We start from the raw sequence: 15,776 nt of genomic DNA on the forward strand, positions 1-15,776 counted from the left end.
CCCGGTTCAGCTTCGCGCGCGGTCGCGGCCGAGCGTCGCCGCCATGCGCGCGGCCTGACGCAATGTGAGCTGGGGCAGATAGCACCGTACGAGCGCGAGCCCCGTCACCGGCAGTGCCGCCGAATCGGCGACCACGAGCCACACGGGCGAGAAGTCCGGCTGGAACTTGCGCTTGAAGCTGTGCAGTGAGCGGAACCCGTAGCCCGGCTCCAGCAGCGATCCCGCGAGATCGAGCATGCGCTGCACCGCATCCGACTCCGCTCCCGCCTCCGCCGTGTACGCGAGGGGTGCGCCCGACAGGCTCAGCGTCTGCAGTCCCTCCTCCTTCAGCTGCACGACCACCGCGCCGATGACGAACTCCATCACGCCGTTGAACGCCTCGTGCCGCCGACGCATGACATCCAGCACGTAGCCGCGGAGTCCCTCGGGGCCGTACAGCGGCAGCCAGCTCGTGATCGCCTCGATGCGGCCGTCCTCGGCGATGGCGAGCATGAGGCGCACATCCGGATCGTCGACCTGATCGAGCCCGCCGAGGGTGAACTCCATCTCGGGGAGCTCCTTGTCGGCCAGCCACGACTCCGACAGCGTGCGCAGCTGCAGGTGCTGCGCGATGCTGAGGTCGGCCCAGCGCGTCCACACCGCCGTCACACCCTCGCGCGCCGCCTTGTTCGTCGCCGTACGGATGTCCTGCCGCTTCTTGCCCGCCGGAGTCCACTCCTGCGCGTCGAGCAGCGCCTCCTCGGCGATCCGCAGCCGGTACCAGCCCCGCGACGCGAGCTCGGCACTGGGCCCGTCGCTCACGCTGTAGAACACCGGCCGCCAGCCGTTGTCGCCGCAGAACGCCGCGAACTGCTCGAACACCCGCACGTCCGCGAACGCCGGGCCGAACGGACCGCCGACCGTGACGGCGACGTTGTGGTGCACCTGATACGCGATCGCGGCGGTGCCGTCGGGCGAGAACCAGTAGGAGTTGCCGGGCCAGGTCGACATGAAGCTGAACGAGTCCCCGCCGCCCGCGCGCAGCAGCTCGCGCGCGCGGATGCGGTCGTCGCGCTCGCCGACGGCCGCCGGCGCGAAGATCAGGTACGCCGTCGCGAGCACCGCCCCGACCCAGAAGATCGCGGGCGGCAGGTACCAGAAGATGCGCGCCTCGAAGGTCTCCGGCACGAACGACACCACGTCGGGCGGCAGCAGCGTCGGAGGGATGAAGCGCAGCGGCAGAGCGAGCAGGATGTCGCCGAAGTCGATCGCCGGATCGTGGCCCTCGCGCGTCAGCACCTGTCCCGCGGTCGCGACGACCGCGGTGAGCACCGTCGCGGTTCCGAGGACCACGAGGTAGCGTCGCCGCGCGGTGGGGCTCGAGGTCACGCGGAGATGCCGTCGGAACACCAGCAGTGCGATCGTCGTGCCGAGCGGCGCGACCGCGGCCAGCAGCGCACCGGAGATCGTCTGCCAGACGTAGGTCTCCGCATCCGTCCCCTGATACGCGGCGATGTCGGCGACCGTCTCGGGCTGCAGCGTGATCCACTGCACGATGATCCAGCCGAACACCGCCGCGTTGAGCACCACCGCGATCCACAGCGCCGCCCGGCGGCCGCGGAGGATGCCCCACGCCGCGATCAGCGCGATGATCATCGGCAGCAGCGCGATCCAGCCCGCGGCGGGGAACACCTCGGCCGCCGTCGTGTACTCGGACGGGCAGTCGACCGCGGAGCCGAACGCGCACGTCGTGCCGTCGACCACGACGACGGGATCGATGCTGAGGAACCCGTAGAACGACAGCAGGCCCGTGCCGGATCCGAACCACGTCGCGATGACGGGCCCGATGCCGCCCACGGCCACGAGGGAAGCGAGCAGCACACGGATCTCGTGGTGCGAGCTGCGCACGACGAGGGTCTTCGCCCTTCGCCCGCCGAGCAGGAAGCCCACCCCGAGTCCGACCGGCAGCGCCACGAGGATGAACAGGCTGTCCGCGTCGCCGCGGTAGAGGAAGAGCACGCAGACGGCGAGAAGGGATGCGAGGCGCACCCGCCGTCGCCAGAGCGCCCCGATGAAACAGCTCGCCGCCATCGCGGTGCACACGATCGCGGCCAGCGGGGTCAACGTGAAGAAGAAGACGTCGTTGAGCGGCAGGAATGCGAGGAAGCGCTCCTCGAGCAGCCCCACCACGATCGACACGGACGTGACGAGCAAGCCGCCGGCGATGTAGGCGATCGCCGCCCGCGCCGTGCCCATGACCCGTTCCGCCTGGCCGACCACGACGGTCGCCAGCACCAGCGTCGTCAGCAGCTCCGGGACGGAGCCCGTGACGAACATGGGGGTGATCGCCGACCACCAGCGGAAGTCGTCGAACGAGTCGTTCCACGGCGGGAGCAGGCCCGTGTCGGCATCCGGGGGAGAGGTGATGACGATCTGCGCGACGCCCGTCACCAGCATGACCAGAAGCAGCGCGGTCGTGAACGGATGCCGCCGCAGCCACGCGGCCGCCACGGCGATGCCCCGCATCCTGCTCAGAGGAGATTCCGAGACGGATGCGGGTGGAGCCGTGGACATGGCGTCATTGTCGCAGGAGGACCTTTCGTCCCTCTGCGCGCCACAGCGCGGGCCAGCACCCTAACCTGGATCGAGAAACGCGACCACGGGGCCGGGAGACGACACGATGACTGTGCAGGAAGTGATCTCGGAGTACGACGTCTTGGGAAGCCCTCCCGACGCGCTGCGCTCGGTGGTCGCGCTCGCCGCGTTCGTCGCCGAGGTCCCGATGGCGACGATCAACATCATCACCGACGACGCACAGCATCAGCTCGCCGCCGTCGGTTTCGATGCGGACATCTGCCGACGCGAGGACTCGATGTGCGCGCTCAATCTGCACCTGGGCCAGCCCGTCGCCGTCGAGGACGCGAGCGCGGATCCGCGCTACCGCTCGAACCCGTTCGTGACGGGCGACCTGGGGTCCGTCCGCTTCTACGCCAACCATCCGCTCGTGCTCGCGGGGGAGACCATCGGCACACTGTGCGTCTTCGACACCGTGCCCCGCGAGATCGACCAGCACCGCACGGCGCTGCTGGCCGTGCTCGCCGCGCGGATCGTCGACATCCTCGAGCTCGAACGGCGCACGCGCTACCTGCATTCTGTGCTCCAGCGCGCGGACGAGCTGCGCGACGAGCTGCGTCGCTCGAACGATCACCTGTCCGCCTTCGCCGGCCAGATCAGTCACGACCTCGCCGGTCCCCTGACCTCCGTCACGATGTCGCTGCACCTGCTGCAAGAGCAGTTCGAGGAGGAGCTGAAGGTTCCCCCGTCCGTGGAGAACTGGGTGGCCACGGGCATCCGCGGCACGTCCCGGATGCAGGAGATGATCCGCGACATCCTCGCCTTCGCACGCCTCGGCGGAGTGCTGAACCTCACCCCCACCGACCTGGGTGCCCTCGCGCACGACGTGCGCGCCGACCTGGGCGTCACCGACGACGACCCGCGCATCACGATCGGCGACCTTCCCGTCGTGGCGTGTGATGCCACCCAGCTGCGCGCGGTGCTACAGAACCTCGTGTCCAACGCGCTGAAGTTCGGCGGGACGGATCCTCGGGTCGACCTGCGCGCGCAGCGGACGCCCGAGGGATGGCGCATCGAGGTCGGCGATCGCGGCCCCGGCATCGACCCCGCCGACGTCGAGCGCGTCTTCGACCCCCTCGTCCGCGCGAACATGGAGGTCGAGGGCACCGGTATCGGCCTCTCCACCTGCCGTCGCATCGTGCAGGCCCACGGCGGTTCGATCGGCATCCAGCCGCGCGAGGGCGGCGGCACCACCGCGTGGTTCCAGGTGCCCGCATCCCGCGACTGACGCCGCCACTACCTCGCGGCGCCGCGAGGCACAAGAGGTGAGGGGGCGTCTCGCGCCTCTTGTCTACGGTGGGGTGGTGAGCACCGCACCCGAATCGGCCACCCCGCCCGCATCCGCGCCCACGCGAGGGATCGCCCGGTGGGTCTTCTGGCCCGCCGCATCCGTCGTCCTGGTCGCCGCTGCGTTCGCGATCATCTTCCCGGATGCGGCGGAGGTGTTCTTCGGCACGATCCAGACCGGCATCGTGAACACCTTCAACTGGTACTACGTGCTGATCGCGGCGTTCTTCGTGGCCTTCGCTCTGTTCATGGGCTTCAGCCGCTTCGGCGACATCAAGCTCGGCAAGGACACCGACGAGCCCGAGTTCTCGATCGGTGCCTGGTTCTCGCTCCTGTTCGCGGCCGGGATGGGCATCGGCCTCGTGTTCTACGGGGTGAGCGAGCCGCTCAGCCACTACGTCGATCCCCGCCCCGGTGTGACCGGGACGCCGGAGCAGCTCGCGCAGGGCGCGCTTACCCAGACGTACCTGCATTGGGGTGTCCAGGCCTGGGCGATCTACGTCGTCGTCGGGCTCGCCCTGGCGTACGCGATCCACCGCCGGGGGCGCCCCATCTCCATCCGCTGGGCGCTGGAGCCCCTGCTCGGGCGGCGCGTGCGCGGCGGGTGGGGCAACGCCATCGACGCGATCGCGCTGTGCGGCACGATCTTCGGTGTCGCGACCTCGCTCGGTCTCGGGGTGCTGCAGATCGGTTCCGGATTGCAGGCCGCGGGCCTGCCCGAACCCGACACTCTGATGAACGTGCTGATCATCGCCGTGATCACTGTCTTCGTGCTCTTCTCGGTGCTCTCCGGCGTGACGAAGGGCATGAAGTGGCTCTCCAGCGCCAACCTGATCCTCGCAGGGGTTCTGCTCGTGTTCGTCCTGGTGTTCGGGCAGACCGAGTACCTGCTGCGCGAGTGGGTGCAGTCGATCGGCGCCTACCTGCAGAACTACGTCGGCCTCAGCTTCACGGTCAGCGCCTTCCAGGGCACCGCGGGCGAGGAGTGGCAGGCGGCGTGGACCTCGTTCTACTGGGGCTGGTGGATCGCGTGGGCTCCGTTCGTGGGCGTCTTCATCGCGCGCGTCAGCCGCGGCCGCACGGTGCGTCAGTTCGTGATGGGCGTGCTGCTGGTGCCCACCCTCGTCGGCATCCTGTGGTTCGCCGTCCTCGGCGGGTCGGGGCTGTACCAGGAGCTCCACAACCCCGGGTCGATGCTCACCGACGGCGAGGTCGATCTGCAGGGCGCCTTGTTCCGCCTGTTCGAGTTCCTGCCCGGCACTCCCGTGCTGACGATCGGCGCGATCGTGCTGATCGCCATCTTCTTCGTCACCTCCGCCGACTCGGGGGCGCTCGTCATGGCGATGCTCGCGACCGGCGGCAACCCGGAGCCGAAGCGGTGGGTGCGCGTGTTCTTCACCCTCGCGACGGCCGTGCTCGCCATCGCGCTGCTGATCGCCGGCGGCCTCACGGCTCTCCAGTCCGCTGCCATCCTCATCGCGCTGCCGTTCAGCGTCGTGATGCTCCTCATGTGCTGGGCCACGATCGTCGCGTTCCAGCGCGAGAGGCGCGTGTACGACCGGGCGCAGCGCGCACAGTTGCTCGAGCAGATCGGCGACCATTACGGTCTCGAGGTCGAGCAGGAGAACGAGGGCGGGCTGCGCATGCCCGCCTGGATGCGGCGCCCCCGCACTAACGTGAAGGAGTGACAGAGCTCTCCTACCGCGCCGCCCGCCTGGCGGACGTCCCCGCCGAGACGCTGTACCGGCTGATGTGGCTACGCGTCGCGGTCTTCGTGGTCGAGCAGGAGGCCGCGTACCCCGAGCTCGACGGACGCGACCTCGAGCCGGATGCGGAGCTGTTCTGGGCCGAGCAGAACGGCGAGGTCGTCGCGACCCTCCGCCTCCTGCACGACGAAGACACGGGTGACGCACGCATCGGGCGCGTGGCGACGGCCGAGGCCGCGCGCGGGCGGGGTGTGGCCGCCGAGCTCATGACGCGCGCCGTGCTGCGCGCGGGGGAGCGCTGGCCCGGTGCGGCGATCGTGCTCGACGCGCAGGAGCACCTCGCGCCCTGGTACGCGCGCTTCGGGTTCGCCGTCGACGGCGAACGCTTCCACGAGGACGGCATCCCCCACGTGCCGATGCGGCGGATCGCCGACTGAGCGGGAATGCGCCGCATCCGTCGGCGTTGTCCTTCACCATGACACGCGTCGGAATCATCGGAGCAGGACACATCGGATCGGCCCTCGCGAAGGGCCTCGTGGACCGGGGTTACGAGGTGGCGATCGCCAACTCGCGCGGGCCGGAGACGCTGGCAGACCTCGTGGCGGAGCTCGGCCCGAAGGCGCACGCCGCCACGGCAGCGGATGCGGCCGCCTTCGGTGAGTGGGCGATCGTCACGGTCCCGCTGAAGGCCATCGACCAGGTGCCGGTCGCGGAGCTGGCGGGCAAGATCGTCGTCGACACGAACAACTACTACTGGGAGCGGGACGGCCGCATCCAGGTGCTCGAGAACAAGCAGACCACGACGAGCGAGATGCTGCAGGAGCGTCTGCCCGGATCCACCGTCGTGAAGGGCTTCAACCACATCATGGCCGCCCAGATCAACACCGACGGCACCGCCGCGGGCACCGAGAACCGCCGGGCGCTGGCGACGGCGGCCGACACGGACGAGGGCCTCGCGTTCATCACGGCCCTCTACGACGAGTTCGGTTACGACACGGTCACCGTCGGTCCGCTGGCCGAGAGCTGGCGCGTCGAGCGCGACCAGCCCGCCTACGTCGTGCGCCAGAACGCCGAGGAACTGCGCGCCAACCTGGCCCGCGCCACGCGCTGACCCGCGTCCGCCGCCGCCGCGGCTCGGTAGGGGGTCGGCGGCGGGTTACGAGGAAGAAGCGGCGAGGCGGCGGGATGCGGCGCGCACCGGGATGAGCATCGCGAGGCCGATGGCCAGCACCAGCACGATGCCGAGGATGCCCCAGTACTGCTCGCCGCCGATGACCACGAACAGTCCGAACGCGCTGGGTGCCAGGAACACCGCGGCGCGGCCGGTCGTGGCGTAGAGGCCGAAGACCTCGCCCTCGCGCCCGGGCGGGATGAGTCGGGCGAGGAAGGTGCGGGATGCGGACTGCGCCGGCCCGACGAACAGGCACAGGATCAGGCCGAACACCCAGAACATGCCCGCGCCGCCGGCGTGGAAGATGAAGATGCACGAGCCGCTGACGATGAGTCCGATGAGCGCGACGAGGATCAGCGGCTTCGGGCCGAAGCGGTCGTCGAGGGGGCCGGAGGCGATGGTCGCGAGGCCGGCGACGACGTTCGCCGCGATGGCGAAGATGATGACCTCGCCGGGGCTGAAGCCGAAGGTGCCCGCCGCCAGCACGCCGCCGTAGGTGAAGACGCCCGTCAGACCGTCGCGGAAGACCGCGCTGGAGAACAGGAAGTACACCGTGTGGCGGCTCTCCCGCCACAGCTTCGCGATGTTGCGGAACAGCAGCCCGTACGACGCGAACACGCCCACCCGCTCTGTCTCGATCGGACGCAGGAACTTGTTCTCCGGCACGGCGATCAGCACGGGGATCGCGGACAGGCCGAACCACACCGCGGCGACGATCATCGACACGCGCACGGCCCAGCCGTTCTCGCTCGTCACGCCGAACAGTCCGACCTCGGGGCTGATGAAACCGAAGTAGACGATGAGCAGCAGCACGATGCCGCCGAGATAGCCCATGCCCCAGCCGAAGCCCGACACCTTGCCGACGGTCTCCGGCGTCGACACCTGCGCGAGCATCGCGTTGTAGTTGACGGATGCGAGCTCGAAGAACACCGTGCCGACCGCGAGCAGCACGAGGCCCAGCCACAGATAGGCCGGGTCGGGCGCGACGAGCGACATGAGAGCGAGCATCAGCACGACCACGGCCGTGTTGATGGCGAGCCAGCGCTTGCGGTGCGCCGACACGTCCGAGCGCTGCCCGGTGACCGGTGCCGTGAGGAGCACGACGACGCCGGCCGCGGCGAGGGCGAACGACATGGCCGCCGAGGTCTCGGCCGTGCTCCCGAACGAGCTGCTGGTCAAGTACACCGTGAACACGAAGGTCGTGGCGACCGCGTTGAACGCCGCCGATCCCCAGTCCCACAGGCCCCACGCGATCACCGGCCCGCGACGGGTGCGTTCGGGGGCGGGAGTGCCGGAGACGGAGGCCGCCCCCGCTTCCGCGGGGGCAGGGACAGGCGAGTCGGACATGTCGGGCACGGTAGGACCTCTCGGTGAACAGCCGGTGCCGCGGATGCGCCGGCCCGCGTCGTCGCGGTGCGCTCAGCGTAACGGCTGGCGACTTCCGTCTCGATGAACAAAGTTGAGCGCATTCATATCAAGTTCACTTGACGCTCAGGTGCGATGTGTCTATCCTTGAGTCATCGCGGCTCAACCTGAGTCGGCGAGCAGATTTCACACACATCGGGCCGTCGCATCCGCGGGGGTCCTTGCAAAGGGAGAGGGAAACACATGCCCCGTGCAGTAGGTATCGACCTCGGTACGACGAACTCCGTCGTCAGCGTCCTCGAGGGCGGCGAGCCGAAGGTCATCGCAAACGCGGAAGGCTTCCGCACCACCCCGTCCGTCGTCGCCTTCACCAAGGATGGCGAGGTTCTGGTGGGTGAGACCGCCAAGCGTCAGGCCGTCACCAACGTCGACCGTACGCTCACCTCGGTCAAGCGCCACATGGGCACCGACTGGAAGACGCAGGCGATCGACGGCAAGCAGTACACGCCGCAGGAGATCTCGGCCCGCATCCTCCAGAAGCTCAAGCGCGACGCCGAGCAGTACCTCGGTGACAGCGTGACGGATGCGGTCATCACCGTTCCGGCGTACTTCAACGACGCCGAGCGCCAAGCCACCAAGGAGGCCGGCGAGATCGCGGGCCTGAACGTCCTGCGCATCATCAACGAGCCCACCGCTGCGGCTCTGGCCTACGGCCTCGACCGCGGCAAGGAGGACGAGCTCATCCTCGTCTTCGACCTCGGTGGCGGAACCTTCGACGTCTCGCTGCTCGAGGTGGGCAAGGACGACGACTTCTCCACCATCCAGGTGCGCTCCACCGCCGGTGACAACCGCCTCGGTGGCGACGACTGGGACCAGCGCGTCGTGGATTACCTCATCAAGCAGTTCAAGGACACGACCGGTGTCGACGTCTCCGGCGACAAGATCGCGCTGCAGCGTCTCAAGGAGGCCGCGGAGCAGGCGAAGAAGGAGCTCTCGAGCTCGACCTCGACCTCGATCAACCTCCCCTACCTGTCGCTGACCGACTCGGGCCCCGTGTCGCTGAGCGAGACGCTCTCTCGCGCCAAGTTCGAGGACCTCACCAAGGACCTCCTCGACCGCACGAAGAAGCCCTTCGACGACGTCATCCGCGAGGCCGGCATCAAGGTCGACGACATCGACCACGTCGTGCTGGTCGGTGGTTCGACCCGCATGCCGCAGGTGACCGAGCTCGTCAAGAAGCTCACCGGTGGCAAGGAGCCCAACAAGGGCGTCAACCCGGACGAGGTCGTCGCCGTCGGTGCCGCCCTGCAGGCCGGTGTGCTGAAGGGTGAGCGCAAGGACGTGCTGCTCATCGACGTCACCCCCCTGAGCCTCGGTATCGAGACCAAGGGCGGCATCATGACCAAGCTCATCGAGCGCAACACGGCCATCCCGACCAAGCGCAGCGAGACCTTCACGACCGCCGACGACAACCAGCCGTCGGTCGCCATCCAGGTCTTCCAGGGCGAGCGCGAGTTCACCCGCGACAACAAGCCGCTCGGCACGTTCGAGCTGACCGGAATCGCCCCCGCCCCCCGCGGCATCCCGCAGGTCGAGGTCACCTTCGACATCGACGCGAACGGCATCGTCCACGTCTCGGCGAAGGACAAGGGCACCGGCAAGGAGCAGTCGATGACCATCACGGGCGGCTCGTCGCTTCCCAAGGAGGACATCGAGCGCATGGTGCGCGAGGCCGAGGAGCACGCCGCAGAGGACAAGAAGCGGCGCGAGTCGGCTGAGACCCGCAACCAGGCCGAGACCCTCTCGTACTCCGTCGACAAGCTGATCTCCGAGAACGCCGACAAGCTGCCCGCCGAGGTCAAGGACTCCGTGCAGGCCGACGTCGACGCGCTGAAGGCAGCGCTCGCCGGTGAGGACGACGACGCGGTCAAGACCGCGTTCGACAAGCTCAACCAGAGCCAGAGCCAGCTGGGCGAGGCCCTCTACCAGGCCGCACAGGCCGAGGGTCAGCCCGCCGACCCGTCCGCCACCGACCCGGGCAGCGGCACCACGCCGAACCCCGAGGAGGACGTCATCGACGCCGAGGTCGTCGACGACGAGGACGAGAAGAAGTAAGAGATACGACCATGACGGACAAGAACTTCGAACAGCCGGACGACGGCGACGAGGTTCGGCCCGGCGAGGAGGGGTCGGAGGCGCACGCCTCCGACCCCGCTTCGCAGGAGCCGGAGCTGACGGTCGACGACATCCTGGGTGCCGAGCAGAACGCGGATGCGGCTGCCGAGGACCCCGACCTGCTGGGAGATCTCAAGCGCCTGCAGGCTGAGTACGCCAACTACCGGCGTCGCACCGAGGAGCAGCGGGAGGTGGAGATCGAGCGCGCGAAGGGCTCGGTGGCCAAAAACCTGCTGCCCGTGCTCGACGATCTCGACCGCGCTGCCAAGCACGGCGACCTCGCCGAGGGCACCCCGTTCGCAGCGATCGCAGAGAAGCTGCGGGGCGTGGCCGAGCGCATGGGCCTGGTCACCTACGGGGCGGCCGGCGAGGCGTTCGACCCGCAGCAGCACGAGGCGATCTTCCAGCAGCCGACACCCGGTCAGACCGAGGCGACGATCCTCGAGGTGGTCGAGGTCGGTTACCGACTCGGCTCCGTCGAGCTGCGCCCCGCGAAGGTCGTGGTCGCCGTGCCGGCGGACTAGGAGGAGAACGTGGCCAGTCAGGACTGGTTCGACAAGGACTTCTACGCGGTGCTCGGCGTCGCGAAGGACGTCTCCGACGCCGATCTGAAGAAGACGTACCGCAAGCTCGCCCGCCAGTACCATCCGGATTCGAACCCCGGGGATGCGGCGGCAGAGGCACGCTTCAAGGAGATCAGCGAGGCGTACTCGGTGCTCAGTGACAAGGAGCAGCGCGAGGAGTACGACCAGATGCGCGCCATGGGCTCCGGCGCCCGCTTCACCGCGGGCGGCGCGGGCGCTGGCGGCTTCGAGGACGTGTTCTCGCGCTTCGGCCAGGGCCGTGGCGGCAGCCAGTTCGACGCGGGCGGCTTCGAGGACTTCTTCACGATGTTCGACCGCGGCGGATCGAGTTCGTTCGGATCCGGCCGCTTCGGGCAGACCTCGGGCGGCTACCGCGGCTTCGGCGGGCCCACCAAGGGCGCCGACGTCACGGCCCGCACGACGCTCGATTTCGCGACGGCCGTGGGCGGCGAGACCATCACGCTCCAGGGCGAGGACGGCAAGCCGTTCAAGGTGAAGATCCCCGCCGGTGTCGCCGACGGGCAGAAGATCCGACTCCGCGGCCGCGGGCGCCCCTCGCCCGACGGCGGCGAGGCCGGCGACATCGTCGTGCAGGTCTCGGTGCGGCCGCATCCGGTCTTCACGCGCGACGGGCTCAATCTGCGCCTGACCGTGCCGATCACCTTCACCGAGGCCGTGCTGGGCGCGACGATCGAGGTCCCCACCCTGGGTGGCGACCCGGTGCGCCTGCGGGTGGCTCCGGGCACGCCGTCCGGCCGGGTCCTTCGGGTCAAAGGTCGCGGCGTCCACACCCAGAAGGGCACGGGCGATCTGCTCGCCGAAGTGCAGGTGGCGGTTCCCGCCCACCTCGACGACGCGGCCAAGGAAGCGCTCGAACGCTTCCAGGAGCTGGAGCCCAAGGAGAACCCGCGCGCCGAGCTGATGGCCAAGGCGCGCAACTGACGAACGATCCGCGGGTGCCGCATCCGAATCCGGATGCGGCACCCGCGGACGACGAGATGATCGGGGCAAGGAGGTGAGCGGGATGGACGAGAACGAGATCGACGACGAGGCGCCGGTGTTCGCGATCGCGACGGCCGCGGAACTCGCCGGCATGCACCCGCAGACCCTGCGGCAGTACGACCGGCTGGGGCTGGTCGTGCCCGGACGCACGAAGGGTGGATCGCGCCGGTACTCGGTGCGTCACATCGAACAGCTGCGCGAGGTCTCGCGCCTGTCGGCGGACGGCATGAGCCTGCCCGCCATCGCCCGCATCATCGAGCTCGAGAACCGCGTGCGGGAGCTTCACGGCCGCGTGCGGGATCTCGAGAACGCGATGCGCGCTGAGCTCGAGCGGCGGCCCGGAGCACGCGTGTTCGCGGCCGGCCCCTCGGGCTCCGTGGTCCCGCTGCGCTCGGGCACACGTGTGCGTCGCTCCACCGAGATCGTGGTCTGGAGACCCCGCCGCGAACTGCCTCCCGCGGACTGATTCGTCATAGCAAACACAGAGAACGCGCTGTAGCGGCGGTCGGCGGGCGCAGGGCATCCGCGACGGTTCCTTTCGCACCATGGGGGTGTGGAAGGGAGGCGGAGATGACCGCAACACACAAGGGACGCCTGCGAACCAGGATCGCCTCGGCAACGGTGGCGATCGCCAGCATCCTCGGATCCGTATTCGCCATCGCGTCGTTCTCCGATGACGCCGTCGCGGAGGAGACCACCAGCGTGACGTCGTCGCAGACGAGCGACGCGAGCGCGACGACCGGATCCACCACGGGCTCGGACGCGTCGACGAGCTCCGACGCCGCGACCACCTCCGGCAGCAGCTCGACCGGATCCGCGACCTCCTCGACCTCGGGGTCCTCCACCTCCTCGGGCTCCTCATCCTCCGCGACGCAGTCGAGCGTCTCAGGCTCCACGTCCACGTCCACCGACGCGACCAGCAAGGGATCGTGACGGGATGCGTGCCGTATCCGGATGGCAGCTGTGGTCTACGACCGCCCGCCTCGTGGTCGAGCCGGCGGACCGTCTCGAAGCGGCGACCGCCATAGCGGATCGCGAGCTCGCCCGCATCGACGAAGTCGCGAGCCGGTTCCGTGCCGACTCCGAGCTCAACCGCGTCGCAGGTTCCGCGCCCAGCGGAGTGAGGGTGAGCCCGCTGCTGGCCCTGCTGGTGGGGCGAGGCATCGATGCGGCGCTTCTCACCGACGGCCTCGTCGATCCCACCCTCGGTCACACCCTGAACCGTCTCGGCTACGATCGCGACATCGAGCTGATCGAGGATCAGGGCGAGCTCGTCCGAGCTGTCGTTCACACACGGCCGGGGTGGCGGAGTGTCTCCCTCGTCGGCGATGTGCTGACCGTCGCCCCCCATCTCGCGCTCGATCTGGGCGCCACGGCCAAAGCCGTCGCCGCCGATCGGGTCGCGGCGACCATCGCCGAAGAGTTGGAGTGCAGCGTTCTGTTGTCGCTCGGAGGCGATATCGCGACCGCGGGGCCCGAACCCGAAGGCGGCTGGCACGTCCTCGTGCAAGACGGCCCGGACGAGCCGGCCGCGACCGTGCGTCTGCGTGCGGGCACTGGACTCGCGACATCCAGCACTCTGCATCGTCGCTGGCGGCGCGGCGGACGCAGTATGCACCACATCGTGGACCCGCGCACGGGGCTCCCCGCCGGCGAGTACTGGCGCACGGTCACCGTCGCCGCCGAGAGCTGCTTCGTCGCCAATGCGCTGGCCACCGCATCCATCGTCCGCGGCGCCGAGGCGTTGTCGTGGCTGAAGGGGCGCGGCGCGGCGCGGCTCGTCGATGAGACCGGTCGGGTGCGCGTTGTCGGCGGGTGGCCGGTGGAGCAGGAGATGCAGGTGCGTCATGGATGAGGCGCTCTGGGCGCTCGGACGAGGCACGGGTGTCGTGGGACTGGTCCTGTTCACGCTCGCCGTCGTGCTCGGGATCGTCGTCCGCGGCGGTCGGGCGGCGGTCGGTCTGCCCCGTTTCGGGATCGCGCGTCTCCACCGTGACGTCGCGCTGATGGCGACCGTCTTCATCGGCATCCACATCGTCAGCTTGCTCTTCGACAGCTACGCACAGCTCAACCTGGTCGATCTTCTCGTCCCCTTCCTCGCGACCTATCGGCCGTTCTGGCTGGGTCTGGGGACCGTGGCCGTGGACCTCGTGATCGCCGTCATCGCGACCGCGTTGCTTCGACACCGGATCGGATCTCGGGCGTTCCGTGTTGTGCACTTCGGTACGTATCTGCTCTGGCCGATCTCGCTCGCCCACGCGATCGGAGCTGGCACCGACGGAACGCAGGCCTGGTTCATCGCGCTGGCGGGAGTATGCGCCTCGGCTGTCGGTGTCGCCGTTGCGTGGCGGCTGTCGCCTCGCTTCCGACGCACCGGCACCGCTTACGCCGGTGCGTCCGAGACGTCGCCGGTCGCGCGCCGCAGACTGGAGACGGTCCGATGACGACGACGATGCCCTCCCCACGCCTTCTGGCGGTCGCGACACCGCGTTGGGACGATCACCTCGCACACCACGGTGCGCTTCCTCTGCTCTCGTCCGAGGCCCTCATCGCAGAAGTCGGTCGGGCGGGGTTGACGGGTCGAGGTGGCGCCGGGTTCCCGGTTGAGCGCAAGCTCGCGGCCGTGGCCAGATCGAGCGCGCGGCATGGCCGGCCCGTCATCATCGCAAACGGCTCCGAGGGAGAGGCGCTGAGTGCCAAGGATGCGGTCCTGCTGACGTCGTCGCCGCACCTCGTGCTCGATGGGCTCCTGGCGTGCGCCGCTGCACTGGATGCCCGGGCCGTGCACCTCGTCGTCGACGAGAAGGTGATGCCGCAGATGCGCCGGGCGCTCGATGAGCGCCCGGACGCGGGGTACGTCGAGCTGCGCGCGGCGGCCGGCGGTTTCGTCGGTGGTGAGGCCTCGGCCCTCGTCGCTTCGCTGCGCGGCGGGCGGCCCGTCCCCGTCGATCGGCGAGAGCGTTTGGCCGTTCGCGGCCTGCATCGCGCACCGACTCTCGTGCAGAACGTCGAAACGCTCGCCGCGATCGGCCTGATCGTGCGCGTCGGGGCGGACCACTTCCGGTCGGTGGGCACCGCCGACGAGCCGGGAACCCGTCTGGTCAGCGTCAGCGGCCCCTCGCGGTCTCCTGTCGTCTTCGAGACGGTGGGAGGCACCCCCCTGCGGGCGCTGCTCGAGGCGGCCGAGATCTCCGACGTCAATGCCGTTCTGGTCGGCGGATACCACGGCGCATGGGTGGGGCAGTCGGCTCTGGACGCACCTCTGTCGCCGACCGGACTTGCGCCGCACGGTGCGGCCGTGGGCGCCGGCATCCTGCACGCGATCGGGTCGGAGCACTGCGGCATCGCGGTCACCGGCGACATCCTGCGTGTCCTCGCCGATGCGTCCGCTGGTCAATGCGGCCCCTGCGCCAACGGTCTACCCGCCGTCTCCCACGCCTGGGAGGCGCTGGGCTCCGGCGTCGACACGCGGGCCGAGCTCTCGCGACTCGCGGGACTGGTGGCGGGCCGGGGTGCGTGCCACCACCCGGACGGCTCCATCCGCATGATGGGCTCCGCCTTGCGGGTCTTCGCCGACGACGCGGCGGCTCATGCGCGTGGCCTCTGCTTCGTTCGGCAGGGAGTGGATGCGCGATGACACGTCTGCACATTGATTGGACGGCCTGTCGGGGACGCGGCGGGTGCACCGAACTGCTCGAGGGGATCCTTCGCAGCGACGACTGGGGATATCCCCTCGGTGAGGGTGGGAGCGATGTCGTCGTGCCGACGGATCGTCTGCGCGACGCGCGAGAGGCCGTGGCGCTCTGTCCGAGGATGGCGTTGAGGATTCAAGACTGACGGCGGCCGACCGGTGCGGATCGCGATTTGACCCGC

General features: G+C 69.4%; 15 protein-coding genes. 12 read left to right on the forward strand and 3 right to left on the reverse strand.

Annotated features, from left to right (window positions below; all coding sequences use genetic code 11):
• Nucleotides 1-6: 6 nt before the first annotated feature.
• Nucleotides 7-2,553, reverse strand: coding sequence for a DUF2156 domain-containing protein (locus EHF32_RS13210; protein ID WP_137418613.1), 2,547 nt, complete (start codon nt 2,551-2,553; stop codon nt 7-9).
• A gap of 106 nt (nt 2,554-2,659) precedes the next feature.
• On the opposite strand from EHF32_RS13210, the gene EHF32_RS13215 reads away from it, so the two are divergent.
• The 4 genes from EHF32_RS13215 to EHF32_RS13230 all read left to right on the forward strand — a co-directional run bounded on the left by EHF32_RS13215 (nt 2,660) and on the right by EHF32_RS13230 (nt 6,717).
• Entirely contained in the window at nt 2,660-3,841 is a 1,182-nt protein-coding gene (locus EHF32_RS13215; protein WP_137418614.1) for a sensor histidine kinase, read from the forward strand.
• A 73-nt stretch (nt 3,842-3,914) separates the two neighbouring features.
• Complete coding sequence (locus tag EHF32_RS13220) at nt 3,915-5,588, forward strand: BCCT family transporter (protein ID WP_137418615.1); 1,674 nt, start codon at nt 3,915-3,917, stop codon at nt 5,586-5,588.
• Nucleotides 5,585-6,043: a GNAT family N-acetyltransferase gene (locus tag EHF32_RS13225; protein WP_337678150.1), complete on the forward strand. Its 459-nt coding sequence runs from the start codon at nt 5,585-5,587 to the stop codon at nt 6,041-6,043. The genes EHF32_RS13220 and EHF32_RS13225 overlap by 4 nt, the downstream gene beginning before the upstream one ends.
• A gap of 38 nt (nt 6,044-6,081) precedes the next feature.
• On the forward strand, nt 6,082-6,717 hold the full coding sequence (locus EHF32_RS13230) for an NADPH-dependent F420 reductase (RefSeq protein ID WP_137418616.1): 636 nt from the start codon (nt 6,082-6,084) through the stop codon (nt 6,715-6,717).
• 45 nt (nt 6,718-6,762) lie between these two features.
• Here EHF32_RS13230 and EHF32_RS13235 read toward each other — a convergent pair whose 3' ends face one another.
• The gene (locus EHF32_RS13235) at nt 6,763-8,124 is read right to left on the reverse strand and encodes an MFS transporter (protein ID WP_137418617.1); all 1,362 of its coding nucleotides are present in this window, start codon (nt 8,122-8,124) and stop codon (nt 6,763-6,765) included.
• A 261-nt stretch (nt 8,125-8,385) separates the two neighbouring features.
• On the opposite strand from EHF32_RS13235, the gene dnaK reads away from it, so the two are divergent.
• The 4 genes from dnaK (at nt 8,386) to EHF32_RS13255 (ending at nt 12,369) form a co-directional block, all read left to right on the forward strand.
• Nucleotides 8,386-10,257: a molecular chaperone DnaK gene (gene dnaK / locus EHF32_RS13240; protein WP_137418618.1), complete on the forward strand. Its 1,872-nt coding sequence runs from the start codon at nt 8,386-8,388 to the stop codon at nt 10,255-10,257.
• Nucleotides 10,258-10,268: 11 nt separating this feature from the next.
• The gene (locus EHF32_RS13245; protein WP_137418619.1) at nt 10,269-10,841 is read left to right on the forward strand and encodes a nucleotide exchange factor GrpE; all 573 of its coding nucleotides are present in this window, start codon (nt 10,269-10,271) and stop codon (nt 10,839-10,841) included.
• A gap of 9 nt (nt 10,842-10,850) precedes the next feature.
• Nucleotides 10,851-11,843: a DnaJ C-terminal domain-containing protein gene (locus EHF32_RS13250; RefSeq protein WP_137418620.1), complete on the forward strand. Its 993-nt coding sequence runs from the start codon at nt 10,851-10,853 to the stop codon at nt 11,841-11,843.
• An 82-nt stretch (nt 11,844-11,925) separates the two neighbouring features.
• Complete coding sequence (locus EHF32_RS13255) at nt 11,926-12,369, forward strand: heat shock protein transcriptional repressor HspR (protein ID WP_137418621.1); 444 nt, start codon at nt 11,926-11,928, stop codon at nt 12,367-12,369.
• A 4-nt stretch (nt 12,370-12,373) separates the two neighbouring features.
• On the opposite strand, the gene EHF32_RS15810 is transcribed toward EHF32_RS13255, so the two are convergent.
• Entirely contained in the window at nt 12,374-12,805 is a 432-nt protein-coding gene (locus EHF32_RS15810) for a hypothetical protein (RefSeq protein ID WP_161594115.1), read from the reverse strand.
• A gap of 35 nt (nt 12,806-12,840) precedes the next feature.
• Between EHF32_RS15810 and EHF32_RS13260 the strand changes: the two genes are divergently transcribed.
• From EHF32_RS13260 to EHF32_RS13275, 4 genes are read left to right on the forward strand one after another with little or no spacing between them, the layout of a single operon-like run.
• Entirely contained in the window at nt 12,841-13,758 is a 918-nt protein-coding gene (locus EHF32_RS13260) for an FAD:protein FMN transferase (protein WP_137418622.1), read from the forward strand.
• On the forward strand, nt 13,751-14,347 hold the full coding sequence (locus tag EHF32_RS13265; RefSeq protein WP_137418623.1) for a ferric reductase-like transmembrane domain-containing protein: 597 nt from the start codon (nt 13,751-13,753) through the stop codon (nt 14,345-14,347). The genes EHF32_RS13260 and EHF32_RS13265 overlap by 8 nt, the downstream gene beginning before the upstream one ends.
• Complete coding sequence (locus tag EHF32_RS13270; protein ID WP_161594116.1) at nt 14,344-15,540, forward strand: NADH-ubiquinone oxidoreductase-F iron-sulfur binding region domain-containing protein; 1,197 nt, start codon at nt 14,344-14,346, stop codon at nt 15,538-15,540. Before EHF32_RS13265 ends, EHF32_RS13270 begins: the two co-directional genes overlap by 4 nt.
• Nucleotides 15,537-15,740, forward strand: coding sequence for a ferredoxin (locus tag EHF32_RS13275; RefSeq protein ID WP_137418625.1), 204 nt, complete (start codon nt 15,537-15,539; stop codon nt 15,738-15,740). Before EHF32_RS13270 ends, EHF32_RS13275 begins: the two co-directional genes overlap by 4 nt.
• Nucleotides 15,741-15,776: the final 36 nt, after the last annotated feature.

It is taken from the genome of Microbacterium sp. RG1, assembly GCF_005347485.1.
Taxonomy (GTDB): Bacteria; Actinomycetota; Actinomycetes; order Actinomycetales; family Microbacteriaceae; genus Microbacterium; species Microbacterium binotii_A.